The following is a 24883-nucleotide window of genomic DNA, read 5'->3' as shown; positions in this document are numbered from 1 at the left end:
CGGACGGCGCAGCCCACGACGCGTCGCACAGGGAGACGGGCCGGTGCCGCCTCCGTACCCGATCGATCGCCACGCTGTACCCCCCGATACGTGCTTGCGGCTGGTAACTTGTCCATGTTCGTTGCATGTAGCAGTCAAGGATCCGACCGACCGGGCCGACGTCCCGGGAGGTACTTCGCCGGGCCCCCGCACGCCGTTACACCTCGCGACGCACCTCGCGACACCCCGCAACCGGGACCCCGCGCGCCAGCACACCGGAACGACCCGTGGAGCACCCGCATGACGCACCGCCCACCCCACCCCCGCCCCGTCCCGGCGGCCCGGCCGTGACCAGCACGGTCGACCGCCCCGCGCACGAGGTCCCCCGCTCCGGCGGCACCGAGCACGAGCGCCGCGTCGCCGCCGTGGCCGACCAGGTCAACCGCCAGCTGCGCGCCCTGCACTCGCTCAAGGCGCAGGTCGCCCGCGGCCAGACCGACGTCGAGCGCGCCATGCACGTCGTCCTCTACGTGCTCGCCGACGCCGGCCCCCTGCGGGTCGGCGCCCTGGCCGAGCGCCTAGGGACCGACCCCTCCACGACGAGCCGGCAGACCGGCGAGCTGGTCAAGCAGGACCTGCTGCGCAAGCTGCCCGACCCCGACGACGGGCGCGCGAGCCTGCTCGCCGTCACCGAGGCCGGTCACGCCGTCGTCGCCGCCATGAAGCAGCGGCGGCACGAGCACCTGGCCCGCGCCGTCGAGGGCTTCGACGACGACGAGCTCGACGCCTTCACGGGCCTGCTGTCGCGCTTCGCCGACGGGCTCGAACGCGCGCGCACCGAGACCCTCCGCACCGCCCACTCGCCCCAGGAGATCGCATGAGCACCACGACCGCCGGTTCGTCACCGGCCACCCCGGAGGCGCCGGTCTTCACCCACCGGCAGATCATGGCCATCCTCTCGGGCCTGCTGCTGGGGATGTTCCTCGGCGCGCTGGACCAGACCATCGTCTCGACGGCCATCCGCACCATCGCCGACGACCTCGACGGCTTCTCCCTGCAGGCCTGGGCGACCACGGCGTTCCTCATCACGTCGACGATCTCCACGCCGCTGTACGGGAAGTTGTCCGACATGTACGGGCGGCGGAAGTTCTTCATCGCCGCGATCCTCATCTTCGTCGTGGGCTCCGCGCTGTGCGGCATCTCCACGTCGATGTACGAGCTCGCCGGGTTCCGCGCCCTGCAGGGCCTGGGCGCCGGTGGCCTCATGTCGCTGGCCCTGACGATCATCGGCGACATCGTGCCGCCGCGCGAGCGCGCCAAGTACCAGGCCTACTTCATGATGGTGTTCGGCACGTCCAGCGTGCTCGGCCCCGTCGCGGGCGGGTTCTTCTCCGGCCTGGACTCCCTGGCCGGGCTGGCCGGGTGGCGCTGGATCTTCTGGCTGAACGTCCCGATCGGCGCGTTCGCCCTCCTCGTCGTGGCGAAGAACCTGAACCTGCCCAAGCGGTCCAGCCACCACCGGATCGACTGGCCCGGGGCCCTCACGCTCGTCACGTGCCTCGTGCCGCTGCTCATCGTCGCCGAGCAGGGCCGCGAGTGGGGCTGGGGCGACACCAAGTCGGTCGTCTGCTACGTGGTCGGCGCCGTCGGGCTGGTCCTGTTCGTCCTGGCCGAGCGCGCCTACGGCGACGAGGCCCTGCTGCCGCTGCGGATGTTCCGCGGCCGCACCTTCGTCGTCGGGTCCCTCGGGTCGTTCATCCTCGGCATGGGCATGTTCGGGGTGTTCGCGATCCTGCCGCAGTACCTGCAGGTCGTGAAGGACCTCAGCCCGACCGAGGGCGGTCTGGCGATGCTCCCGGTCGTCGTCGGCATCATGTCCGGCAGCATGTTCTCGGGCCGCTTCATCGCCCGCACCGGCACCTACAAGGTCCTGCCCGTCGTCGGCACCGGCCTGATGGTCGTCGCGCTGTTCCTGTTCTCCCGGGTCAACGCCGACACCCCCATCTGGCAGACGATGATCGTCATGCTGATCATGGGCTGGGGCCTGGGCGGCAACATGCAGCCCGTCATCCTGGCCGTCCAGAACGCCGCCCAGCGCAGCGAGCTCGGCGTGGCCACGAGCTCGGTGACGTTCTTCCGGCAGATGGGCGGGACCCTGGGCACCGCGGTGTTCCTGTCGATCCTGTTCTCCACCCTGGGCGAGAAGGTCTCCTCCTCCTACGCCGCGGCCGGCCGGACCCCCGAGTTCGGGGCGGCCCTGCGCAGCTGGGGCGGGGACCTGCAGGCGACGCTGGCCCAGGCGACCGACAACACCTCGGTCCTGCAGCAGCTCCCGCGCGTCCTGGCGCACCCGTTCAAGGTGGGCTTCACCGACTCCACCAGCCTGATCTACCTCGTCGCCGCGCTGGTCATGGTGACCGGTTTCGTCACCATGCTCTTCCTGCCCTCGCTGCCCCTCAAGGGCGCCGGGGGCCCGGCCCAGGGCGGCGCCCCGCAGGCCCCGGCCCAGGCCGAGGGCGAGCCCACCGCGGCCCGCTCGGCGGTCCAGGCCGCCGCGGCTCCCGCCGAGGCCGCCGGCGCGCCGGTGGAGACGGGCACGACGGTCGCCGCCGGCACCGCGTCCCGCGGCACCTCCGACGGCACCCTCAACGGCACCTCCAACGGCACCTCCAACGGCACCTCCAACGGCACCTCGCACCGCGCGACGGTCCCGGGTGCGATGGCCCCCGGTGAGCTGGCCGAGCGGCTGCGCAGCGGGGTGCAGCAGGCCAAGGCCGCGCAGCAGGCGATGGAGGACCTGGCCGCCGAGGCCGCCCGCCGCGAGGCGGAGTTCGACGCGGCGGTGGAGAACCTGCGCGACCTGGGCCTGGACGAGGCCTCGATCGAGGCGGCGCTGGGCGAGGAGGCCGCCGCTCCCCGCGGTGGCCGGCACGCCGGTGCGGGGCACGTGGCCGACGAGGCCGCCGCCCGCGAGGAGCTCGGCGCGCAGAACTGACGACCGACCCACCCGCGCAGGGCCCCGGAGCGAGTGCTCCGGGGCCCTGCGCGCGTCCGGACCCGTTGCGCCCGAAGCGGCCTGGTGAGCCTCACCTAGGGAAACCAAGGCTCTCCTTCTTTTGACGTAGTCCAAAGAAGGAGTACGCTGGAGTCATGAGCCAGCCCGACCCCACCGCCACGGAGGAGCTGCTGCGCCGCGCCGGCCTGCGCAGCACCGCCCCGCGCCGGTCGGTCCTGCAGGCCCTGGACGACCACCCGCACGCGACCGCGGCGGGGCTGGCCGAACTGCTCGAGCGGACCGGCCGGCGGATGTCCCGGCAGAGCCTCTACAACGTCCTGGAGGACCTGACGCGGACCGGTGTCCTGCGCAGCATCCAGCCCGCCGGCTCCGCCCCGCGGTACGAGACGCGGGTGGACGACAACCACCACCACGCCGTCTGCCGGACCTGCGGGACCGTCGTCGACGTGCCCTGCGCCGTCGGGACGGCCGCCTGCCTGACCCCGGCCCCGACCCCGGGCTTCCCGGTCGTCGACCACGCCGACATCACCTGGTGGGGGCTGTGCACGACGTGCGCAGCGGCCACCGCCACCGCCACCGCCACCGCCACCCAAGAGGAACCCAGGAGGAAGTCGTGACCACTCTCGACGACGTCAACACCACCGGCCTCACCCAGGAGAAGGTCGCCGGGTTCGACGCCAGCTCGCGCCTGAACAGCGGCCTGCAGGAGGTCCTCGTCGACCTCACCGCCCTCCACCTGCAGGGCAAGCAGGCCCACTGGAACATCGTGGGCGCCAACTTCCGCGACCTGCACCTCCAGCTCGACGAGCTCATCGAGGCCGCCCGCGGGTACGCCGACGAGGCGGCCGAGCGCATGCGCGCCGTCGGCGGCGTCCCCGACGCCCGCCCGGCGACCGTCGCCACCACCAACACCATCGGCGACTTCGGCGCCGACGAGATCGACACCAAGGCGGCCGTCGAGGCCGTCGTGGCGATGACCCGCCGCACGGTCGACACCATCCGCCGCGTGCACGACCCCATCGACGCCGAGGACCCCTCGACCGCCGACCTGCTGCACGGCTTCATCCTCGGTCTGGAGAAGCAGGCCTGGCTGATCGGCTCGGAGAACCGCGCCCCGCGCCGCCGCTGACCCCACCCGCGAGGACCCCGCCCGGCTCCCGGGCGGGGTCCTCGCGCGTCCGGCGCACCGGTTCACCCCCGGCCCGCCGTGAAGAACCGCCGTTCTTCGCACCCGGCGACGCCGTGAGCCCGTCTTCTCCCCCCGTCGCGCCGAACTCCCCTGGAGCGGCCCGGGAACGCCCCGGGCGACCAGCGGCGTGACCCCTGCCACGTCGGCCGTCTCCGTGCGTCCCGGCCCCTCAGGGCGGCGCTACCGTCAGCTCCCATGACCACTGAACGCCCAGTGCACATCGTCGAGCCGCGCTACGCGCGCACGTGGTTGCTGGTGAACGCCACCCGGACCGACCTGTTCGACGTCGCGGCCCGCTCCCGCGCCGACCAGGTGGTGCTCGACATCGAGGACGCCGTCGACCCCAGCCGCAAGGACGGCGCCCGCGCCGACTCCATCGAGTGGCTGGCCGCCGGGGGCCAGGCGTTCGTGCGCATCAACGACGTCACCACGCCCCACTGGCGCGACGACGTCGACGCCCTCAAGGGCGTCCCGAACCTGCTCGGCGTCATGCTCGCCAAGACCGAGGCCGGCGAGCAGGTCGAGGCCACCTGGCACGCCCTCGGCGGTTCCGTGCCCGTCGTCGCCCTCTGCGAGTCCGCGCTCGGCATCGAGGCCGCCCGCGAGATCGCCTGCGCCCGCGGCACCTTCCGCCTCGCCTTCGGTTCGGGGGACTACCGCCGCGACACCGGCGCCAGCGCCGAGGACATGGCGATGGCCTACCCCCGCACCAAGCTCGTCGTGGCCAGCGCCATCGGCAAGCTGCCCGGGCCGATCGACGGCCCCACCACCGGCGGCGGCCACCCCGAGCTGCGCGAGGCCTCCGGCGTCGGCGTCGCCATGGGCATGATGGGCAAGCTGTGCCTGGACGCCGAGCAGGCCTACGTCATCAACGAGGTCATGAGCCCCAACGTCTCCGACGCCACCTGGGCGCGCGACTTCATCTCCGACTTCGAGCGCAGCGGCGGCGTCGTCCGCGACGGCTCCGACCTGCCGCGCCTGGGCCGCGCCCGCCGCATCCAGGAACTCGCCGACGCCTACGGCATCCAGCCGCTCTGAGGCGCCCGGGGGGGACGGATCGTTGTGACAACGCTGCCGATCACTGCGAGCGTTGTCACAACGATCCGAACCCGCGGCCCTCAGGGGAGGGGGACGAAGGCGGAGGCGTCGACGCGGACGATCTCCCCCCGGCCCGGCAGGCCCAGGAAGTCACCGGCCGCGCTCCACGCCGTGGAGTACAGCGTCCCGTCGAGGAACGTCATCCCCACCGGCATCGTGACCTGCGCCGCCGTCCGCCGCCCGGACCGCTCGACCTTCACGATCTGCCCGACCGTGGAGGGGTCGAAGTCCGGCGGCGGCGGGGCCTCCTCACCGGGAGGACCCTCCAGCGGGGGGGCGCCCTCGGTCAGCTCCGAGACGTACACCGACCCGTCCGGTCCCACGGCGACCCCCGTGGGCCCGGTGAACCCGCCGAGGGTGCCCAGCAACCCGCCGTCGAAGGGGTCGAGCACGTAGACGCGCCCCTCACCGGGCGCACCGGCGGTGAAGGCCGAGACGTACAGGTTGCCGTCCGGGCCCCAGGCCAGCCCCGTGGGCACCGAGTCGCAGCCGGTGTGCTCGGGGTCGTTGTTCTCCGCCCCCGCGCACGCACCGGTGTTCACGGTGGGCGGCACGAAGAAGGTGCTGACCTTCAGGTTCTGGTCGACCACGAGCACGGCGTTCGCACCGCCGTCGGCGACGAACACGCGGTTGTCGAACCCCCGGCCGGTGAGCACGGCGAACGGGTTGCTCAGCGCGTCGAGCGGGGCGCCGTCGTCACCGAACTGCCGCTGCCCGTCGGGGTTGTTCGCCAGCTCGTAGGCGCGCAGGTCGACGCGCTGGCGGGGTTTGCCGCGCTGCGTGATGATCAGCGACGACGTGGCGTAGGTCGACTGCCCCGGGCCGGCCTCGGCGGTGACGACGTAGAAGTTCTCCCGCTTGCGGTCCACCCCCGACGGGTGCGGCAGACCCGCGAGCCGGGGGACCTCGGCGCGCCCGGGCGGGCCCCCGGTGATCTGACCGCTGGAGCTCTCGGCCGTGAAGAGGTTGCCGTTCCAGGACGTGAGCCCGTACGGCTGGTCGAGACCGCGGGCGACGACCGTCACGGGGTCGGCCGCGTGCGCCGGGGTGGCGATGCCCACGGAGGCGGTGGCGGCGGCGAAAAGGACTGCTGCGGAACGGAGTCGTTGCTTCATTGCACAACCTCCTCGTCAAGGGAACCTCACAGGTTCTCCTGGGCCCGCACCGTAGTCCTTCGTGCGGGCTGTGAGAAGTCCCCCTGACGAGGGGTGCGCGTCAGCTCCAGGTGAGGGCGCGCGCGGGGTCCTCCAGGACGGCCGCGATGTCCGCCAGGGCCCGCGAGCCGCTCTCGCCGTCGAGCATCCGGTGGTCGATCGAGAGGCTGAGGGTCGCCAGGAAGCGCGGTTTGACCTTGCCCTTGTGCACCCAGGGGCGCTGGGAGATCTTGCCGACCGCCAGGATCGCCGCCTCACCGGGGTTGAGGATGGGCGTTCCCGACTCGATCCCGAACGTCCCGACGTTCGTGATCGTGATGGTCCCCTCGGCCAGGTCGCGGGGTTTCGCCTTGCCCTCGCGGGCGGTGAGCGCCAGGTCGTTGAGGTGGACCGCCAGTTCCTTCAGCGACATCTCGTCGGCGTCCTTGACGTTCGGGACGAGCAGACCCCGCGGGGTCGCGACGGCGATCCCCAGGTTGACGTAGTTCTTGACGACGATGACCTGGTTCTTCTCGTCCCACGTCGAGTTGATGTCCGGGTTGCGGCGGACCGCGACGAGCAGCGCCTTGGCGACCAGCAGCAGCGGCGAGACGCGGATCCCGGCGAACTCGGGGTCGGCCTTGAGCCGCTGGACGAGCTTCATGGTGCGGGTCGCGTCGACCGTCGTGAACACGGTGACGTGCGGGGCCGAGAACGCGCTCTCCACCATGGCCGCGGCCGTCGCCTTGCGCACCCCGCGGATGGGGACGTGCCGCTCGCGCTCGTGCTTCTCGAAGCGCCGCTCCGGTTCGGCCGGGGGCGTCGGCACCAGGGCCAGGACGTCGGCGCGGCTGACGGTACCGCCCGGGCCGGTGGCCTTCGCCTCGGCCAGGTCGACCCCGAGGTCGCGGGCCAGCTTGCGCACGGGGGGTTTGGCCAGCACGTGCGCCCGGCCCGCGGAGGTCGCCGGCGCGGCGGCGGCGGCCGGCGCCGGGGCGGGGGCCGGGGCGGGGGCCGGGGCGGGAGCACCGCCGCGGCGGCGGCGCGGGGCGCCCTCCCGCGTCCCGTACCCCACGAGCGTCGCCCCGGACCCCTCGGTGGACCCGGACGCCTCGGCGGGATCGCCCTGCGGCGCAGGGGTTCCCGACGCGGCGTCCGCACCGGCGTCCGCACCGTCGCTGACGACGACGATGTGGGACCCGACCTCCACCGTGGCGCCCTCGGGCACCAGGAGCTCGGTGACGGTCCCGGCCCAGGGGCTGGGCAGTTCCACGAGCGACTTGGCCGTCTCGATCTCGACGAGGACGTCGTTCACGGCGACGGTGTCGCCGGGTTTCACCTTCCAGGAGACGATCTCGGCCTCGGTGAGTCCTTCACCGACGTCGGGCAGGGCGAACCGCTGGTTCAACGGAGTCCTTCTCGTTTCTGGGTCTCAGGCGGCCAGGGACTGCTCGACGGCGTCCAGGACGCGGTCGACCGTCGGCAGGTAGTGCTCCTCCACCCGGGCGGCCGGGTAGGGCAGGTGGAAACCCCCGACCCGCTTGACGGGCGCCTCGAGGGAGTAGAAGCACGACTCCTGGATCCGCGCGGCGACCTCCGCCATGGGGCCGTGGAACGTCGGCGCCTCGGAGACGGTGACGAGCCGGCCGGTGCGGCGCACCGACTCGGCGACGGTGTCGACGTCCAGCGGGGACAGGGAACGCAGGTCCACCACCTCCAGGTCGGTGCCGTCCTCGGCGGCCACGGCCGCCGCGTCCAGGGCCAGCTTCGCCGTCGGCCCGTAGGCGACGAGCGTGGCGTCGGTGCCCGGGCGCACGACCCGCGCCCGGTGCAGCGGGGTGACCTGGCCGGGGCCGAGGTCGGTGTCGACGTCGCCCTTCTGCCAGTAGCGGCGCTCGGGTTCGAGGAACAGCACCGGGTCGGCCGAGGCGATGGACTGCTGGATCATCCAGTACGCGTCGTGCGGGGTGCTGGGCGCCACGACCCGCAGCCCCGCGGTGTGCGCGAACAGGACCTCGGGGCTCTCGGAGTGGTGCTCCACCGAGCCGATGCCGCCGCCGCTGGGGATGCGGATCACCACGGGCAGCGACAGGCGCCCGCGCGAGCGCGCGCGCAGCTTCGCCAGCTGGGTCGTGATCTGGTTGAACGCCGGGTAGACGAACCCGTTGAACTGGATCTCGCACACGGGCCGGTGGCCGCGCAGCGCCATCCCGATGGCCGTGCCCACGATGCCGGCCTCGGCCAGCGGGGTGTCCACGACGCGGTCCTCGCCGAAGTCCTTCTGCAGGCCGTCGGTCACGCGGAACACCCCGCCGAGGGCGCCGATGTCCTCGCCCACGAGCAGCACGCGCGGATCGCGCTCCATCGCCGCGCGCAGGCCCGCGTTGATCGCCTTGCCGATCGCCATCTGCTCCATCAGAGGACCCCTCCAGCGTGGACGTCACGGTCGTGCTGCTCCCAGGCGGCGAGGAACTCGTCGCGCTCGGCCTGGACCTGCGGGTGCGGTTCGGCGTAGGCGTGGTCGAACATCGAGACCGGGTCGGGCTCGGGCAGGGCCGGGACGCCCGCGCGCAGGCGCTCGGCGAGCGCCTCGCTCTCGTGGGCCAGCTGCGCCTCGAAGTCCTCGTCGAGGACGCCCTCGGCGGTCAGGTACGTGCGGAACCGGTCCAGCGGGTCCTTCTCGCGCCAGGCGTCGACCTCGGCGGCCAGGCGGTACCGGGTGGGGTCGTCGGACGTCGTGTGCGCGCCCATCCGGAAGGTGAACGCCTCGACGAACGTGGGGCCGCCGCCGTTGCGGGCGCGCTCCAGCGCGGAGCGGACGACGGCCAGGACGGCCAGGACGTCGTTGCCGTCGACGAGGACGCCGGGCATCCCGGCCCCCTCGGCGCGGCGGTGCAGCGGGACGGGCGACTGGCGCGAGACCGGCTCGGAGATCGCCCACTGGTTGTTCTGGCAGAAGAAGACGACGGGGGCGTTGAAGACCGCCGCCCAGTTCAGGGCCTCGGCCGCCTCGCCCTGGGAGGTGGCGCCGTCGCCGAAGCAGGCGATGACGGCGGTGTCGCGCTCGGGGTCGCCGGTCCCCACGGCGCCGTCGCGCTGGACGCCCATGCCGTAGCCGACGGCGGGCAGCATCTGCGCGGCGATGACGAGGGTGTAGGGGTGGACGCCGGCGGCGACGGGGTCCCAGCCGCCGTGGTCGGTGCCGCGGAAGATGCTGAGGATGTGGAGGGGGTCGACGCCGCGGGTCAGCAGCGCGCCGTGGTCGCGGTAGCTGGGGAAGACGTGGTCCTGCCGGCGCAGGGCCCGGCCGGCGCCGACCTGCGCGGCCTCCTGGCCGCGGGAGCCGGCCCACAGGCCGAGCTCGCCCTTGCGCTGGAGCGCTTCGGCCTCGCTGTCGAAGCGGCGCATCAGCACCATGTCGCGGTAGAGCCCGAGCAGCTCCTCGGGCTCGAGGTCCACCTCGTGGTCGGGGTGGGTGTGCCGGACCCCGTGCTGGTCCAGCAGCTGGACCATGCCGTCGGGGCGTCCGTCGTGCGCTGCTCCGGCCCGGACCGGGCCGACCTCCGTGTCGGTCACGTGAGCTCCTCCGTGGGGGGTCGGGTGCGTCACTCCGACGATCGTCGCCAACCTACGGTTCCGTAGGTGACGCGAGCGTACGTTACGCGACCGTAGGTTGCGAACCGCCGCGCCGGTCCCGACCCCCTCCTACCCGCTCGGCTCAGCCGTACTCGGGCAGCAGCGTCGCGGCGACGTCGAGGAAGCGCGCGTTCGCCGCGCTCTCGGCGACCGTGACGCGCACACCCGCCCCGGCGAAGGCCCGCACCACGAGCCCCTCCCGCGCGAACGCTTCGGCCAGCGCCACCGCGCGGTCCCCCACGGGCAGCCAGAAGAAGTTGCCCTGCGCGTCCGGGACCGGCCAGCCCTGGGCCCGCAGCCCCTCCACCAGCGCGCGGCGCTCGGCGACCAGGGCCGAGACCCGGTCCAGCAGCTCGGCCTCGGCGGCCTCCTGCAGCGAGGCGACCACGGCGGCCTGGGCGATGGAGGAGACGCCGAACGGCGTGGAGGCCCGGCGCAGCGTGCCCGCCACCTCCGGGTGGCCCACGGCCACCCCCACGCGCAGCCCCGCGAGCCCGTAGGCCTTGGAGAAGGTCCGCAGCACGACGACGTTGGGGTGCTCGCGGAAGACGTCGACCCCGTCGGGGACCTCGGGGTCGTCGACGAACTCGCGGTAGGCCTCGTCGAGGACGACGACGACGTCCCGCGGGACGCCGGCCAGGAAGTCCTCGAGCTCACCGCGGCGCAGGGCCGGGCCCGTCGGGTTGTTGGGCGAGCACAGGACCACCAGCCGCGTCCGCTCGGTGACCGCGGCGAGCATGGCCGGCAGGTCGTGGCGCGCGTCGGCCGTCAGGGGCACCTCCACCGCCACCGCGTCGGAGATCACGGCGGTGATCGGGTACGCCTCGAAGGACCGCCAGGCGTAGACGACCTCGTCGCCGGGGGCGCAGGTGATCTCCGCGAGCTGGGCCAGCAGCCGGACGCTGCCCGTGGCCGCGGCGAGGTTCTCGGGCCCCACGCCCCACCGGCGCGCGATCGTCGCCACCATCTGCGTCGCGGCCGGGTCCGGGTAGCGGTTCACGCGCGAGGCGGCGCGGGTGATGGCCGTGACGACGCTGGGCAGCGGCGGGTACGGGTTCTCGTTCGACGACAGCTTGAAGACCTCCAGCCCGTCCCGGGCCACGGCCGGCTTGCCGGCGACGTAGGCCGGCACCTTCGCCATGTTGGCGCGCAGGCGCGGGACCAGGGGGGAGCTCGCAGAGGTCATGGGCGCCAGGGTACGGACCGCCGCGATGAGTTCGATCACGTCGCTGAAACATCCCCCCGGCCCATGGGGTTGACTCTGTCCACCCGCCCGCCCAGCACCGAAGGGAAGGAACCACCGTGTCCGAGACACCCGCCCTGGTCCCGTTCGCCGACGACCCGATGGCCCTGCGCACGACCTTCGCCCTCTTCCCGACCGGCGTCGCGGCCCTGTCCGCCGTCGTCGACGGGGAGCCCGTCGTCCTCGTCGCCTCCTCCTTCCAGGTCGGCATCTCCCTGGACCCGCCGCTGGTGCTCTTCGCCGTGCAGCACACCTCCACCAGCTGGCCCAAGCTGAAGACGGCCGGGCGCATCGGCGTCTCGGTGCTCGGGGAGGCGCACGACCTCGCCGCGCGCCAGCTGGCCTCCAAGGCCGCCGACCGCTTCGCCGGCATCGAGACGACCACCACCGCCTCGGGCGCGCACTTCATCCACGGCGCCCCGGTGTGGATCGAGACCTCCATCCACTCCGAGTTCCCCGCCGGCGACCACGACGTGGTGCTGCTGGAGGTCCACGCCTCCGGGACCGCGCCGGACACCGAACCCCTCGTGTGGCACTCCTCCGGCTTCCGCACCCTCACCCCCAAGAACGCCTGATGCGCACCGTCGTCGTCGTCGGGAACCCCAAGCCGGCCTCCCGCACCCTGGCCGCCGCCGTCACCACCGCCGGGCTCCTGTCCGGCGGGGACGCGGACCAGGTCGTCGACCAGGTGATCGACGTGGCCACCCTCGGGCCGGGCCTGCTCGGCTGGGGCGACGAGACCGTGCGCCGGGCCGTGGCGGACGCCGCCTCGGCCGACCTGCTCGTCGTGGCCTCCCCCACCTTCAAGGCCACCTACTCGGGGCTGCTGAAGCTGTTCCTGGACCAGTTCGCCGGCGGTGAGGGGCTGCGCGGCGTCACGGCCGTCCCGCTCATGCTGGGCGCCGCGCCCACGCACGCGCTGGCCCCCGAGCTGCTGCTCAAGCCGGTCCTGTCCGAGCTCGGCGCGGCCGTCCCGGCCCCGGGCCTGTACCTCATCGACAAGGACGCCGAGGCGCACGGGGCGAGCACCCCGGCCCTCGTGGCGTACGTCGAGCGCTGGGGCGCGACCCTGCGGGCGACCGCGGCCGCCCGTCAGGACACCCTCGCGGCCACCCGCTCGGCGGTGTAGTCGAAGACGTCCACGCGCGCTCCGGGGGCGTCGAAGAAGGCGCTCCCGGACTCGCGGAACCGCCGCAGCGCCGCGTCGTCCGAGCGGTCGGCCAGGGCGGCGGTGTCCAGGTAGGCGTCCCAGCCGTGGGCGCGCAGCGGGTCGGCGGGGTCCTGCCCGGCGTCCCGCACGACGACCGCGCGGTCCGCCGAGCCGCGGGCGGCGCGCCCGTCGAGGGCGGGGACGACGTCCCCGGTGTGCTCCAGGGACACCACCCGCACGCCCGCGGGGACGGCGGTGCCGTCGACGGGTGAGCCCGCGGTCAGGACGTGCGTGATGCGGAACTCCGCCGTGACGGCCGGGTCGGCGGCCAGGGCGGCGGCGGTGAGCCCGCCCTGGCTGTGCCCGGCCAGCAGGACCGGTTCGCCCGGGCCCACCCCGGCCTGGCGCAGCGCCGAGACCACGGCCGCGCCGGTGGCGGTCGGCTGCCCGGCCACGGCCCGCAGGTTGGTCGTGAGGTCCATGGGGGTACCCGTCGCCCCCGGGAACGGCGTCCAGTCCTGGGTGCCGGGGACCTCGGCGATCCACGCCACCCGCCCGTCGGCCTGGGTGACGCGCTCGAGCCGGATCCCGCCGGGGCGGGGGGTGCCCGCCGGACCGAGCCGGCCGTTCACCGAGCCCGCCGCCGCGGTGTACCCGGTCGACTGGTGGACGACGCCGTCGAGGACCTCGGCCAGCCCGTTCGGCGGGCGGCTGGGGACGGCGCGGGCGACGGGGACCGGGGTGACCCGGACGGCGGTCTCCCGGAACAGCGGGGTCACCGCGCCGAGGGACGTCAGGGCACCGGCGACGCCGGCGACCCCGCCCGGCGCGGGCAGGCCGGCCGCGGCGAGCAGGTCGGGGGTGGTGGCGACCAGCTGCTCGGCGACCTCCGGGTGGGCGGCGAGGAGCAGGCCGACACCGGTGACGTCGTCGCGGACGCGGTCGTCGACCGCGCCGAACTCCGCGGTCGCCGTGCGCCGCAGCGCGCCCAGGTCCAGGCCACCGGCGGCCACCTGCCCGGCGGCGGCCACCAGCACGCGGTGGGTGGCCTCCTGGACGCGGTGGGCGGTGTCGGCGGCGAGCGCCACCGCCACCACCCCCGTGACCCCGGCGATCCCCGTGACCCCGGCGCTCCCGGGGGCGGCGACGGCCTCGGCGGCGGCGCGGCGGGCCACGGCGAGGACCGCGTCGGCGGCCCGGTCCCCCGCGCGGTAGCGCAGGGCGGCGAGCTCGACGCGGGTGGCCAGGGCGAGCACGTCGGCGGCGACGGCGGCCGCGGACCCGGCCCCCACGGCGACGCGGGCGAGGGCGGCGACGGCGCGGGCGGCGGTGGCGGGGGCCGCCGCCGCGGTCAGGGGCAGCACGGGGTCGGCGGCGGCGGCGAGCGCGGCGGTCCCGGCGGCGGTGAGGGTCGCGGCGACCGCGGCGAGCTGCGCGGCGGCGGCGTCGAGCTGGTCGGGGTCGACGGCGAGGCCGGAGTCGACCGTCAGGGTGCTCACGCGGTCCGCGCCCCGGCGGCGGTGGTGAGCTCGGTGGTGAGCTCGGCGGTGAGCGCGGCGGCGTGCTCGGCGAGGCGGGCGGCGGCGTCGTCGCAGGTGTCGGCGAGGAGGCCGACGCGGCGGTCGGCGTCACCGAGCCGGTCGCGGAACCGGGCGGCGCTCAGGCCCATCCAGGCGACCTCGCCCGTGGCGGTGAGGGGCCGTCTCGTCGCGCGCACGTCGTCGGCCGCCGCGGCGGTGCGCCGCGCCAGCGCGCGGACGGCGTCCTGCCCGAGATCCATGGGGAGCCTCCTGGTCGGTGGGGTGGTGGGCGCGACGCTAGGCCGGGGACGGGGGTGCGGCCGGGGACCGGTCCCCCGGCTGTGGACGACCCGTGCCCGGCCGGTCCTGTGGACAGCGCGGCGCGGTGGGTGAGGATGGCCGGGTGCCGGACGTCTTCCGCAAGCGCCAGCCCGCCGCGCCCCCGGCCGCCCTGGCCGCCGAGGCGGCCGGGCTCGCCTGGCTCGCCGCCGCCGGCGGGGTCGCCGTCTGCCCCGTCCTGGAGGTCGCCGAGGACCACCTGCTGCTGGAACGGGTCGCCGAGGTGGCCCCGACGGCCGCGGCGGCCGAGGACTTCGGCCGGGCCCTGGCCCGCACGCACGCCGCCGGGGCCCCGCGCTTCGGTGCGGGCCCGCCCGGGGCCGAGGCGGCGTGGATCGCGGTCCTGGACCTGCCGCTGAGCGACCGGGCGCTGCCCTGGGGCGCGTTCTACGCCGAGCTGCGCCTGCGCCCGTACCTGCGGGCGGCCCGGGACGCGGACGCGCTGGGTGCCGAGGACGCCCGTGCGCTGGAGGAGGTCTGCACCCGGCTGGTCGACGGGGACGTCCCGGGCGCGGACGTGGCGCCCGCCCGGCTGCACGGGGACCTGTGGTCGGGCAACGTGCTGTGGTCGGCGCGCGGCGCGGTGCTCATCGACCCGGCGGCGCACGGGGGCCACCCCGAGACCGACCTGGCGATGCTGGCGCTGTTCGGCCTGCCCCACCTGGACCGGGTGCTCGCCGCGTACGCCGAGGCCGCGGACCTGCCGCCGGGCTGGCGGCGGCGGGTGCCGCTGCACCAGCTGCACCCGCTGCTGGTCCACACCGTGCTGTTCGGCGGCGGCTACGCCGGTCAGGCCGTGCGCGCGGCCCGGGAGGTGCTGGCGTGGTGAACCAGGAGGTGACGGGTGCGGTGGTGTTCGAGTACCCGGTCGAGGTGGTGCACCTGCTCGTCTCCCCCGAGCACGCCTACTTCGGCCGCCCCCGCGACGGGGCCGCGGACGTCGTGACCCACACGCCCGACGTCGTGGAGGTGGTGGCGGGCAAGGGGATCCGCGGGGACCGCTTCTTCGGCAAGGCCGCGCACATGGACGCGGCCGTGACGTTCCTGGCGGTCGAGGCGTGGGAGGCCGTCGCGCGGGACCTGGACCTGCCCGGCGTGCCCGACCCCCTGCTGTCCCGGCGCAACGTCGTCGTGCGCGGGGTGCAGCTGGACCCGCTGCGCGGGCACGAGTTCGACCTCGTGACGGCCGCCGGGTCGGTGACCTTCCACGGCGGGCGGCCGGCGAACCCCTGCGCGTGGATGGACCGGGTGGTGGCCGAGGGCGCGCACCGGGCCCTGCGCGGCCGCGGCGGCCTGCGCTGCACCCCCACGACGGACGGGCGGGTCGCGCGCGGCCCGGGCCTGCTGCGCTCCCCCGTCGAGCTCGACCCCGCCCGGGCCGGCGACCCCGTCCTGCGCCGCGCGCCGCTGCCCTGAGGTGCGGACCGGCCCGGCACCGGTCACGGTGGACGCATGGTGAAGAAGGGCGACCACGTCGAGTGGAACACCTCCCAGGGCACGACCGAGGGGGAGGTGACGGACAAGAAGACCGACGACTTCGAGCTGTACGGCAAGAAGCGCAAGGCCTCCGACGACGACCCGCAGGTCATCGTCAAGAGCGACAAGTCCGGCAAGGAGGCCGCCCACAAGGAGTCGTCGGTCGACGAGACCTGAGCGGCCCGGGGCGCGGTGGCGCCGTGGGACCATGAGGCACGTGACCGACCCGGGACCCGCAGCCGCCACCGACCTCCAGCCCGCCAGCCTCGGCGAACCCGCGCTCGGCCCGCTCGACGGCCGCTACCGCCGGTCCGTCGCGCCGCTGGCCGAGCACCTGTCCGAAGCGGCGCTGAACCGCCGCCGCATCCACGTCGAGGCCGAGTGGCTCGTCTTCCTCGGCACCCACGACGTCGTCCCGGGCGTGCGCCGCCTGACCGGCGAGGAGACCGCGTTCCTGCGCGAGCTGCCGCTGCGCTTCGACGCCGCCGCGGTCACCGAGCTCGGCGAGATCGAGCGCGTCACCGTCCACGACGTCAAGGCCGTCGAGTACTGGATCAAGCGCCGCCTCGAGGGCACGTCGCTGGCCGACGTCGCCGAGCTGACGCACCTGTTCTGCACCAGCGAGGACATCAACAACCTGTCCTACGCGCTCATGGTCCGCGACGCCGTGCAGCAGGTCTGGCTGCCGGCCGCCACCGGTCTCACCGACGACGTGGCGCGCATGGCGCACGACCTGCGCGACGTGCCGATGCTGTCCCGCACGCACGGTCAGCCCGCGACGCCGACGACGCTGGGCAAGGAGCTCGCCGTCCTGGCCCACCGCCTGCGCCGTCAGCTCAAGCGCGTCGCCGGGGCCGAGTACCTGGGCAAGTTCAACGGCGCGACGGGCACGTACGCCGCGCACCGCGCCGCGGTGCCCACCACCGACTGGCCGGCGGTGTCGCGGGAGTTCGTCACGGGCCTGGGCCTGACCTGGAACCCGCTGACCACGCAGATCGAGTCCCACGACTGGCAGGCGGAGCTGTACGCCGACGTGGCGCGCTTCGGGCGGGTCCTGCACAACCTGTGCACCGACGTCTGGACGTACATCTCCTACGGGTTCTTCGCCCAGGTCCGCGGCCAGGGCACGGTCGGCTCGTCCACCATGCCGCACAAGGTGAACCCGATCCGGTTCGAGAACGCCGAGGCGAACCTGGAAGTCTCCGGCGGGTTGTTCCGCGTCCTGGAGGAGACCCTCACGACGTCGCGCATGCAGCGCGACCTGACGGACTCCTCGATGCAGCGCAACATCGGCGTCGCGTTCGGGCACTCGCTGCTGGCGATCGAGAACGCCCAGCGCGGGCTGGCGGGGCTGGACGCGGTCCCCGCCGCCCTGGCCGCGGACCTGGACCAGAACTGGGAGGTCCTCGGCGAGGCCGTGCAGTCCGTCATGCGCGTCCACGGGCTGCCCGAACCCTACGAGCGCCTCAAGGAGCTCACCCGCGGCCGCAAGGTCGACCAGGCCAGGCTGCGGGAGTTCGTCGCCGGGCTGGGCCTGCCCGAGGGCGAGGCGGCGCGGTTGTCGCTGCTGACCCCCGGCGACTACGTGGGTGACGCCGCCGCCCTCGTCTCGGTCCTCGACGAGGGCTGATGCGCGCGGTCCTGGTCACCGAGTTCGGCGGCACGCCCGTCCTGGCCGAGGTCGAGGACCCCGCGCCCGCCCCGCACGGGGTGGTCGTCGCGGTCGAGGCGACGGGCGTGTGCCGCAGCGACTGGCACGCCTGGCAGGGACACGACGACGACGTGACCCTGCCCCACGTGCCCGGTCACGAACTGGCCGGGACGGTCGCCGCGGTGGGGGCCGACGTGCGGGGCTGGCGCGTGGGCGACCGCGTGACGAGCCCGTTCGTCACGGCGTGCGGGACCTGCCCGGAGTGCGCCGCGGGCGCGCAGCAGGTGTGCCGGGACCAGACCCAGCCGGGTTTCACGGGCTGGGGTTCCTTCGCTGAACTGGTCGCCCTCGACCACGCCGACGTCAACCTCGTCGCGCTGCCCGAGGGGTTCCCCGCCGCGACGGCCGCCGCGCTGGGCTGCCGCGTCGCCACCGCGTTCCGGGCGGTCAGCGACGTCGCCGCGGTGCGGCCCGGGGAGTTCGTCGCCGTCCACGGCGCGGGCGGGGTCGGGTTGTCGGCGATCGCGGTCGCCGCCGCGGCCGGGGCGCGGGTCGTCGCCGTCGACCCCTCCGAGGGCGCGCGGGAACTGGCCCTGGCCTTCGGGGCCGAGCACGCCGTGGCCGCCGACGTCGTGGACACCGTCCACGAGCTCACCGGCGGCGGGGCGCACGTCTCGATCGACGCCGTGGGGCTGCCGGTGACGTGCGAGAACTCGGTGCGCTCGCTGCGGCGGCGCGGACGGCACGTGCAGGTCGGCCTGCTGCCCGCCGCCGCCGGGCGGCCGGCGGTGCCGATGGACCGCGTCATCGCGTACGAGCTGCAGGTCCTGGGCAGCCACGGGATGGCCGCGCACGACTACCCGCGGCTGCTGGACCTCGTCGGCTCGGGGCGGTTCCCGCTGGCCGACCTCGTGACGCGGGAACTGCCGCTGGAGGCCGGGCCGCGCGCCCTGGCGGAGGTCGCCGCCGCGACGACGGCGGGCATCACGGTCCTGCGCCCCTGACACCGGACCGGCGGGCGGGTCCAGCGCGCGGGTCCGGCGCCCGCGCGGCGCCGGCCGCCGCCGTCGCGCACGCCCTCGACGGTCGCGCGCGCCACCTCCTCCCCCGGCCTCCTCCCCGGCCTCCTCCCGCGGCACGAGGGACGACACCCGGGCCGGTCCCGCCCGAGCCCGTAGCCTTCCCGCGTGGAGATCGCGATCGCCCTCGTGGCGCTGACGGTCGGGGTGTGCGCGGTCGCCGCCGCCAGCGACCGGTTCGGGTGGCCGACACCCCTCGTCCTCGTCGTCGTGGGCGCCGCCGCCGCGCTCGTCCCGGGGGTCCCGCAGTTCTCCCTGGGCCCCGAGCTCGTCCTCAACGGCCTGCTGCCGCCGCTGCTGTACGCGGCGACGGCGCAGACCTCGCTGATCGACTTCAGCCGCAACAAGACCGCCACGCTCCTGCTGTCGGTCGTGCTCGTCGTGTTCACCACGCTCGCCGTGGGCTGGGCGACGTCCTGGCTGCTGCCGGGGGTGGCGCTCGCGGCGTGCATGGCCCTGGGGGCCGTCGTCGCCCCGCCGGACGCGGTGGCCGCCACCGCCATCGGCCGGCGCCTCGGCCTGCCGCGCCGGGTGGCGACGATGCTGGAGGAGGAGAGCCTGCTCAACGACGCCTCCGCCCTCATCGCCCTCGCCGCCGCGACGTCGGCGCTGACGACGGAGCTGTCCCCGTGGCACATCGGCGGGGACTTCCTGCTGGCCGTCGTCGGCGCGCTGCTCGTCGGCGGCGTCGTCGCGGCCGTGCTGGCCGTCGTGCGCCGGCGCGTCCACGACCCCGTGCTGGACACGGCGCTGTCGTTCGTCGCGCCCTACCTGGCGTTCCTGCCCGCCGAGGCCCTGCACGTCTCCGGCGTCCTGGCCGTCGTCGTCACGGGCCTGGCGATGGCCCACGTGTCCCCGAAGGTGCAGACGGCCGCGTCACGCGTCGCGGAGGCCCTGAACTGGCGGACGGTGGCGTTCCTGCTGGAGAACGCCGTGTTCCTGCTCATCGGGCTGCAGTTCCCGCGGCTGCTGCGCGGCGCCGCCGACAGCGGGTTCTCCGGCGGCCGCGTCCTGGCGTTCTGCCTCACCGCGCTCGTGGCGACGATCGCGGCGCGGTTCGTGTTCGTCTTCGCCGCGGCCGGGTTCTACCACGCCGTCCCGCGGCTGCGGCCCCGCGCGTGGTCGTTCGGGGTCTCGGTGCTGCTGTCGTGGGCGGGCATGCGCGGGGTGGTGACGCTGGCCGCGGCGCAGCTCATCCCGGAGGACGTCCCGGGCCGGGACGTGCTGCTGCTCGCGGCGTTCACCGTGGTGGTCGGGACGCTGCTGGTGCAGGGGCTGACGCTGCCCGCCGTGGTGCGGCGCCTGCGGCTGCCCGGGCCCGACCCCGCGCAGGACGCCCTGCAGGCCGCGGCCCTCGGCGACGCCGCCGCGGCCGCGGGGCTGCGCCGGCTGGAGGAGCTGCTCACCGGCGACGAGCCCCGGCACGTCGTCGCGCAGCTGCGGGGCCGGTCCAAGGCCCGGTCGCACGCCGCGTGGGAACGCCTGGGCCGCCCGCTGTCGGACGTCCTGACGCCCTCGGCGGTCTACTGCCGGCTGCGGCTGCAGATGCTCGCCGCCGAACGGGACGTCGTCGTGCAGGCCCGCGACCGCGGGAGCGCCGCGCCGGAGGTCCTGCGGCGCGCGCTGGCCGACGTCGACTTCGAGGAGGCCCTGCTGGACAAGGTGGACGCCGACCTCGACCCCCTCGACGCCGACCGGCGGCTGGCCCCCCGGCACGACGACGGCTGCGCCCACCTGCGCACCGCCGGGACCCGCGACGACGCGACCGCCCGCTGGGGGGAACCGCCCGTGGAGTGCGCGGCCTGCGTCGCCGTGGGCGCGACGTGGGTGCACCTGCGCACGTGCCTGGCGTGCGGGTACACCGGCTGCTGCGACTCCTCGGAGCTGCGGCACTCCCGGGCGCACTTCGGGGAGACGGCGCACCCGGCGATGGTCAGCGCCGAACCCGGGGAGGCGTGGCGGTGGTGCTGGGTGGACGAGCAGCTGGGCTGAGCCGCGGTGAGACTGGGCCGGTGCCGTTCTACGCCGACACCCCGGCCCGCCGGTCCCGCCAGCTCCTCGCCGACGCGGTCTGCGCGGTCCTCGTCGTGGTCGCGGTCCTGGCCGGGCTCGCGGTGCACGCGGCGGTCGCGGCGCTGGCCGGCCCGGCCCGGCGCTTCGCCGACGGGTCGACCGCGCTGGCCGAGGGGTTGCGCTCGACGGGCGGGACGCTGGAGCGGACCCCGCTGGTCGGCGACGACGTCGCCGGGGTGCTGGGCCGTTCCGCCGACAGCGCCGCCGCGCTGGCGGGCGCGGCGGGCCAGCAGCAGGACGCCGTCCTGCACCTGGCCCTGGTGCTGGGCGTGCTGACCGCCCTCGTCCCGGCCGCGGTGGTGCTGGCCGTCCGCGCCGCCCAGCGCGTGCGGTGGGCGCGGCGGGTCCGCGACGCCCGGCTGCTGGCGGGGTCGGCGGCCGGTGAGCGGGTGCTGGCGCTGCGGGCGCTGCAGCACCAGCCGCCGCGGGTCCTGCTGGGCGTGGCCGCCGACCCCGCCGGCGCCTGGCGCGACGGCGACGGGCCGGTCGTGGGGGCGCTCGCCGACCTGGAGCTGGGCGACCTGGGGCTGCGCCGGGTCACTGCAGCGCGGACGTGAGCCGCGCGACGTTCTCCTTGATGACGTCCCACCGGGGGCGGGCCAGCCACTGCTCCAGCGTCAGCTCGGTGCACTTGGCGCGGTACTCGTCCTCCACGCGGCGCAGGTCGTCGGCGAACTCCCGCCCGCACACCATGAGGGTCAGCTCCAGGTCCAGCAGGAACGAGCGCATGTCCATGTTGGAGGAGCCGATGACGGCGACCTCCTCGTCGACCGTCATGTGCTTGGCGTGCAGCACGTACGGCGCGGGGTAGCGGAAGATCCGCACCCCGGCGCGCAGCAGGTTCTCGTAGTAGGAGCACTCGGCGTAGTGCACGAAGAACTGGTCGCCGTACTCGGAGACGAACAGCTCGACGTCGACGCCGCGCTCGGCGGCCGTCGTGATGGCCGACAGCATCGACTCGTCGGGCACGAAGTAGGGGCTCGTGATGGAGATGCGCCGCTGGGCGGAGTACAGCAGCGCGTTGAACAGCTTGAGGTTGTTCTCGCCGTCGAAGCCCGGTCCGCTCGGGACGACCTGGCACTCCAGGTGGCCCGGTGAGCCGACGGGTGAGACCTCCGGCCGCTCGGCCTCCAGCAGCTCGTCGGTCTCGGAGTACCAGTCGGTGATGAACATGGCCTCGACGCCGGACACGACGGGACCTTCGAGGCGGACCATGAGGTCCTGCCACTTCAGCCCCCGCCTGACGTTCCCGCGCTTGTTGTAGCTGCGGTCCAGCACGTTCTGCGAGCCCAGCCACGCGACCTCGCCGTCGACGACGAGGAGCTTGCGGTGGTTGCGCAGGTCGGGCCGCTGGTACTTCAGCTTGTGCAGCTGCACGGGCAGCATGGGGTGCCACTCGATGCCGACGTCGTCGAGGAAGCGCGTGGTCCGGCGGTACCCCGGGTAGCGCAGCGACCCCATGTGGTCCAGCAGGAGCCGGACCTTCACGCCCCGGTCCACGGCGTTCGCCAGGGCGGTGAAGAACGGTTCGCTCGTGGGGTCCTTGGTCATGATGTAGAACTCGACGTGCACGTACTCGCGGGCCCCGTCGATGCTGCGGGCCATGGCCCGGATCGCCTCGTCGTACTCCCCGCACAGGTCCGCGGAGTTCCCGCCGACCAGCGGCATCGCCCCGAGGTTGCGGTTCAGCTCGACGAGGCCGCGCAGCCACGGCGGCCAGGGGTGGTCGGCGGAGACGAGGTCCATGCCCTTGGTCGAGGACAGGATGAGCTCGTTGATCTCGCGCTGCTTGCGCCGGCGCGCGCGCGGCAGCTTCGGGTTGCCGATGAGCAGGAACGCCACGACCCCGACGTAGGGGATGAAGAAGATCGTCAGCAGCCACGCCAGCGCCGAGCTGGGCCGGCGGTTGACGGGCACCACGGCGATGGCCGTGACGCGCACGACGAGGTCGACGACCAGCAGGACGACCGCCGAGACGGTCAGCGAGGGGACCCAGTCGGGCAGCCAGTCCACGAGGTGCCGCTCAGATCTCGACGGTGCCGCGGGAGGTCTCGAACGTCACCGAGCGCAGGCCGGTGGCGCGGGCGCTGCCGACGACGTCGAGCCACGTGAAGCTCACCCGGTCGGAGGTGAACTCCGGCGGCAGGCCGAGCCACTCGCGGACCCGGGCGCGCTGGCCGGCGATGGTGAGCCCGGTCAGGCGGGTGCCGCCGGCCAGCGACAGCGCCGACGGGTGCTGCGTGCGGGGCCCGTCCCACTCGATGAGCAGGGGCAGCTGGGGCTCGGTGCGCAGGGCCGGGGCCCCGATCTGGCGCCAGCGCAGCTCCACGCCGTCGGGGCGGCGCCGCACGCCCTCCTCGACGTCCTCGCCGAGGCGGTCGCGGTAGCTCTGCAGGTCCTCGACGGTGACGGCCCAGGCGAACCAGCCCCCGCCGGCCTCGGTCCGCTCCCGCACGGCGCGCCCGAAGAGGGCCTTGTCGGCGACGGGGTGGTCCAGGACCTCCACGACCTCGACGTAGCAGCCCTCCGACAGCGGCAGGACGACGTTGCGGGTGCCGAAGCGGGGGTGGGGGCCGCCGTCGACGACGCGCACGCCGAGCCGGGCCGCGAGGGACCTGGCGGTCTCCTGCAGCCCTTCCGGTCCGGCGGCGAAGCCGACGTGGTCGACGCGCATGCCGTTCAGCTTCTCAGGCGCCCGCCGGGGACGGTCGCGCAGGTCCGCCCGCGAGCCGTTCGGCGAGCGCCAGGACGTCGTCCACGCCGAAGGCGCGCGGGCCCAGCCCGTGGCGCACGGAGGTCGCGGCGAGGACCTGCAGGGCCTCGTTGACGGGGGTGGGGACGTCGTGGGCGCGGCCGAGCTGGACGACCTCCCCGTTGAGCCAGTCGGTCTCGATGGAGCCGCCGCGGTGCAGGCTCTGCCAGCTGGAGGAGCCCAGGCGGCCGGTCCCGGTGACGTCGACGGTGGTGAACCCGAGCCGGTGCAGCTCGGGCAGGGCGGTGCGGCGGTCCTGGGCGGGCAGCCCCGCGGCGCTCAGCGCGGCCTCCCCCTCGGCCCGGGCGCGGTCGCGCAGCTCGTCCCAGCCGTCGCCGGGCCGGCAGACGGCGTCGAGGGCGTTGCCGGTGTTCTCCAGCAGCTTGCCGCGCTTGGCGGCCGTGACGTCGTCGCTGACGGTGGTGGCGAAGCCCGCGCCGGCGAGGTCGGCGGCGAGCCGTTCGACGAGCTCGTCGCGCCCGCGGGGGTAGCGGCCCAGGACGAGGCCGCCGGAGACGGGGGTGCCCTCGGAGGTGACGACGCCCGGTTCGAGGTGGCTGGCCGGCAGGTACACGCAGGCCCCGACGACGCGGCGGAACCAGCGCAGGGCGAGGCGTTCGCCCTCGACGCCGTTCTGGGCGCACAGGACGGGCAGGAGCTGGCCGGCGGTGCCGCCGCCGGTGCCGGCGACGGGTGCGGCGGCCCACTCGGGGAGCACGGCGGCGGCGTCCTGGACCTTCACGGCGAGGACGAGGACGTCGTCGGTGGTGAGCTCGACGTCGGCGGGTGAGTTGGCGACGGGTGCGTGCAGCTCGACGGGGCCGGTGGGGGTGAGCAGCCGCAAGCCCTTGTCCCGCAGGCGGTCGGCGTGGGCGCCGCGGGCGACGAGGACGACCTCGTGGCCGTGCTGGCCGAGCCGGCCGCCGATGGTCCCGCCGATGGCCCCTGCCCCGATGACGACGTACCGCACCGTGGCAGTCAAGCACCCCCGCGGGCCGGGGGCCGCTCCACGTGGTGGCGGGGGGCCGCCGGGGCGGCCGCTCAGGGGCCGACGAGGACCGGCAGGGTGGCCGCGGCGGCGGTCAGCACGGCCCCGCCGGGGGCCACCCCGGGGGGCAGCTCCACGGTCCAGCGCACGGCGTAGCGGTCGCGGCGACCGCCGGCGTCGGCGGTGCCCAGCGTCCAGCGGGTGCCGCCCTGCTCCAGGACGAGGTCCACGCCGGCCAGGGGGCTCTCCCCGGGGGCCGGGGCGCACGCCGGGGTGCCGGCGGTGTCGTCGCACCCGTCGCGGAACCACTCCCCGGCGACGTCGAAGGACCCGGTGCGGGGCACGGGGGCCGGGGCGGGGTCCGGGGCCGGCGCGGTGGTGGCGGGGGCGGGCCCGACGGTCAGGGACGGGCCGACGCAGCTGGCCGACGCCCCGGTGGGGCACAGCGCGAGCGCGGCGACGGGGGCGAGGGCGGCGAGGAGCACGGCGGGGCGGCGCACGGTGCTCCGACGCGGGCCGGGACGCGGGCGTTCCCCGCCGCGGCGTGCACAGCCCCGGGCG

25 protein-coding genes are annotated in these 24883 nt (G+C 75.2%); 14 read left to right on the top strand and 11 right to left on the bottom strand.

Features of this window, described 5'->3' with window-relative positions:
* The first annotated feature begins 326 nt into the window (after nt 1-326).
* From BJ968_RS12995 to BJ968_RS12975, 5 genes are all read left to right on the top strand, one after another.
* Nucleotides 327-860: a MarR family transcriptional regulator gene (locus BJ968_RS12995; protein WP_179752472.1), complete on the top strand. Its 534-nt coding sequence runs from the start codon at nt 327-329 to the stop codon at nt 858-860.
* Nucleotides 857-2974, top strand: a complete 2118-nt coding sequence (locus BJ968_RS12990; RefSeq protein WP_179752470.1) for an MDR family MFS transporter — start codon at nt 857-859, stop codon at nt 2972-2974. Before BJ968_RS12995 ends, BJ968_RS12990 begins: the two co-directional genes overlap by 4 nt.
* 155 nt (nt 2975-3129) lie before the next feature.
* Nucleotides 3130-3612, top strand: a complete 483-nt coding sequence (locus tag BJ968_RS12985) for a Fur family transcriptional regulator (protein WP_179752468.1) — start codon at nt 3130-3132, stop codon at nt 3610-3612.
* Entirely contained in the window at nt 3609-4124 is a 516-nt protein-coding gene (locus BJ968_RS12980; RefSeq protein WP_179752466.1) for a ferritin-like domain-containing protein, read from the top strand. Before BJ968_RS12985 ends, BJ968_RS12980 begins: the two co-directional genes overlap by 4 nt.
* 255 nt (nt 4125-4379) lie before the next feature.
* Nucleotides 4380-5222 carry an HpcH/HpaI aldolase/citrate lyase family protein gene (locus BJ968_RS12975; RefSeq protein ID WP_179752464.1) on the top strand — a complete coding sequence of 281 codons (843 nt, stop codon included), beginning with the start codon at nt 4380-4382 and terminating at the stop codon, nt 5220-5222.
* Between the two features lie 80 nt (nt 5223-5302).
* On the opposite strand, the gene BJ968_RS12970 is transcribed toward BJ968_RS12975, so the two are convergent.
* The 5 genes from BJ968_RS12970 to hisC form a co-directional block, all read right to left on the bottom strand.
* Nucleotides 5303-6397, bottom strand: coding sequence for a ScyD/ScyE family protein (locus BJ968_RS12970; protein ID WP_179752462.1), 1095 nt, complete (start codon nt 6395-6397; stop codon nt 5303-5305).
* A gap of 100 nt (nt 6398-6497) precedes the next feature.
* Nucleotides 6498-7823 carry a dihydrolipoamide acetyltransferase family protein gene (locus BJ968_RS12965; RefSeq protein ID WP_179752460.1) on the bottom strand — a complete coding sequence of 442 codons (1326 nt, stop codon included), beginning with the start codon at nt 7821-7823 and terminating at the stop codon, nt 6498-6500.
* 24 nt (nt 7824-7847) lie between these two features.
* Nucleotides 7848-8831 (bottom strand): alpha-ketoacid dehydrogenase subunit beta, encoded by a 984-nt coding sequence (locus tag BJ968_RS12960; RefSeq protein WP_179752458.1) that lies wholly within the window; start codon nt 8829-8831, stop codon nt 7848-7850.
* Nucleotides 8831-9991: a pyruvate dehydrogenase (acetyl-transferring) E1 component subunit alpha gene (pdhA, locus tag BJ968_RS12955; protein ID WP_425491497.1), complete on the bottom strand. Its 1161-nt coding sequence runs from the start codon at nt 9989-9991 to the stop codon at nt 8831-8833. Before pdhA ends, BJ968_RS12960 begins: the two co-directional genes overlap by 1 nt.
* Before the next feature lie 142 nt (nt 9992-10133).
* Nucleotides 10134-11237, bottom strand: coding sequence for a histidinol-phosphate transaminase (gene hisC, locus BJ968_RS12950; protein WP_246314114.1), 1104 nt, complete (start codon nt 11235-11237; stop codon nt 10134-10136).
* A gap of 158 nt (nt 11238-11395) precedes the next feature.
* Here hisC and BJ968_RS12945 point away from each other — a divergent pair, with 158 nt between their 5' ends.
* Nucleotides 11396-11869, top strand: a complete 474-nt coding sequence (locus BJ968_RS12945) for a flavin reductase family protein (RefSeq protein ID WP_179756636.1) — start codon at nt 11396-11398, stop codon at nt 11867-11869.
* Nucleotides 11869-12423 (top strand): NADPH-dependent FMN reductase, encoded by a 555-nt coding sequence (locus tag BJ968_RS12940; protein ID WP_179752456.1) that lies wholly within the window; start codon nt 11869-11871, stop codon nt 12421-12423. The genes BJ968_RS12945 and BJ968_RS12940 overlap by 1 nt, the downstream gene beginning before the upstream one ends.
* Here the strand turns inward: BJ968_RS12940 and BJ968_RS12935 are convergent.
* Together BJ968_RS12935 and BJ968_RS12930 are read right to left on the bottom strand one after the other, a co-directional pair.
* Nucleotides 12387-13943 (bottom strand): hypothetical protein, encoded by a 1557-nt coding sequence (locus BJ968_RS12935; RefSeq protein WP_179752455.1) that lies wholly within the window; start codon nt 13941-13943, stop codon nt 12387-12389. The two genes, BJ968_RS12940 and BJ968_RS12935, sit on opposite strands and share 37 nt — an antisense overlap.
* Nucleotides 13940-14224 (bottom strand): hypothetical protein, encoded by a 285-nt coding sequence (locus BJ968_RS12930; RefSeq protein ID WP_179752453.1) that lies wholly within the window; start codon nt 14222-14224, stop codon nt 13940-13942. The genes BJ968_RS12935 and BJ968_RS12930 overlap by 4 nt, the downstream gene beginning before the upstream one ends.
* 143 nt (nt 14225-14367) lie before the next feature.
* Here BJ968_RS12930 and BJ968_RS12925 point away from each other — a divergent pair, with 143 nt between their 5' ends.
* The 7 genes from BJ968_RS12925 to BJ968_RS12895 all read left to right on the top strand — a co-directional run bounded on the left by BJ968_RS12925 (nt 14368) and on the right by BJ968_RS12895 (nt 21139).
* Complete coding sequence (locus tag BJ968_RS12925) at nt 14368-15132, top strand: fructosamine kinase family protein (protein WP_343078000.1); 765 nt, start codon at nt 14368-14370, stop codon at nt 15130-15132.
* Entirely contained in the window at nt 15126-15719 is a 594-nt protein-coding gene (locus BJ968_RS12920) for a molybdenum cofactor biosysynthesis protein (RefSeq protein ID WP_425491496.1), read from the top strand. The genes BJ968_RS12925 and BJ968_RS12920 overlap by 7 nt, the downstream gene beginning before the upstream one ends.
* Before the next feature lie 36 nt (nt 15720-15755).
* Nucleotides 15756-15956 carry a hypervirulence associated TUDOR domain-containing protein gene (locus BJ968_RS12915; RefSeq protein WP_179752448.1) on the top strand — a complete coding sequence of 67 codons (201 nt, stop codon included), beginning with the start codon at nt 15756-15758 and terminating at the stop codon, nt 15954-15956.
* Between the two features lie 31 nt (nt 15957-15987).
* A complete protein-coding gene (gene purB / locus BJ968_RS12910; RefSeq protein WP_218885028.1) occupies nt 15988-17409 on the top strand; it encodes an adenylosuccinate lyase in 1422 nt (473 codons plus the stop codon).
* Entirely contained in the window at nt 17409-18434 is a 1026-nt protein-coding gene (locus BJ968_RS12905; RefSeq protein WP_179752444.1) for a zinc-binding dehydrogenase, read from the top strand. Before purB ends, BJ968_RS12905 begins: the two co-directional genes overlap by 1 nt.
* 183 nt (nt 18435-18617) lie before the next feature.
* Nucleotides 18618-20501: a cation:proton antiporter domain-containing protein gene (locus BJ968_RS12900; protein ID WP_179752442.1), complete on the top strand. Its 1884-nt coding sequence runs from the start codon at nt 18618-18620 to the stop codon at nt 20499-20501.
* Between the two features lie 20 nt (nt 20502-20521).
* Nucleotides 20522-21139, top strand: coding sequence for a hypothetical protein (locus BJ968_RS12895; protein ID WP_179752439.1), 618 nt, complete (start codon nt 20522-20524; stop codon nt 21137-21139).
* On the opposite strand, the gene cls is transcribed toward BJ968_RS12895, so the two are convergent.
* The 4 genes from cls to BJ968_RS12875 form a co-directional block, all read right to left on the bottom strand.
* Complete coding sequence (gene cls, locus BJ968_RS12890) at nt 21120-22595, bottom strand: cardiolipin synthase (RefSeq protein WP_179752437.1); 1476 nt, start codon at nt 22593-22595, stop codon at nt 21120-21122. The genes BJ968_RS12895 and cls overlap by 20 nt on opposite strands.
* A gap of 10 nt (nt 22596-22605) precedes the next feature.
* Nucleotides 22606-23256: a VOC family protein gene (locus BJ968_RS12885; protein WP_179752435.1), complete on the bottom strand. Its 651-nt coding sequence runs from the start codon at nt 23254-23256 to the stop codon at nt 22606-22608.
* Nucleotides 23257-23269: 13 nt separating this feature from the next.
* Nucleotides 23270-24304, bottom strand: a complete 1035-nt coding sequence (locus tag BJ968_RS12880; protein ID WP_179752433.1) for a 2-dehydropantoate 2-reductase N-terminal domain-containing protein — start codon at nt 24302-24304, stop codon at nt 23270-23272.
* A 71-nt stretch (nt 24305-24375) separates the two neighbouring features.
* On the bottom strand, nt 24376-24822 hold the full coding sequence (locus BJ968_RS12875) for a hypothetical protein (RefSeq protein ID WP_179752431.1): 447 nt from the start codon (nt 24820-24822) through the stop codon (nt 24376-24378).
* Nucleotides 24823-24883 lie beyond the last annotated feature (61 nt).

Origin of the sequence: Kineococcus aurantiacus (assembly GCF_013409345.1) — a bacterium.
In the GTDB taxonomy this organism is placed as follows: domain Bacteria; phylum Actinomycetota; class Actinomycetes; order Actinomycetales; family Kineococcaceae; genus Kineococcus; species Kineococcus aurantiacus.
Note: the sequence above shows the minus strand (reverse complement) of the source record. Positions and strands in the feature narration are given on the sequence as shown.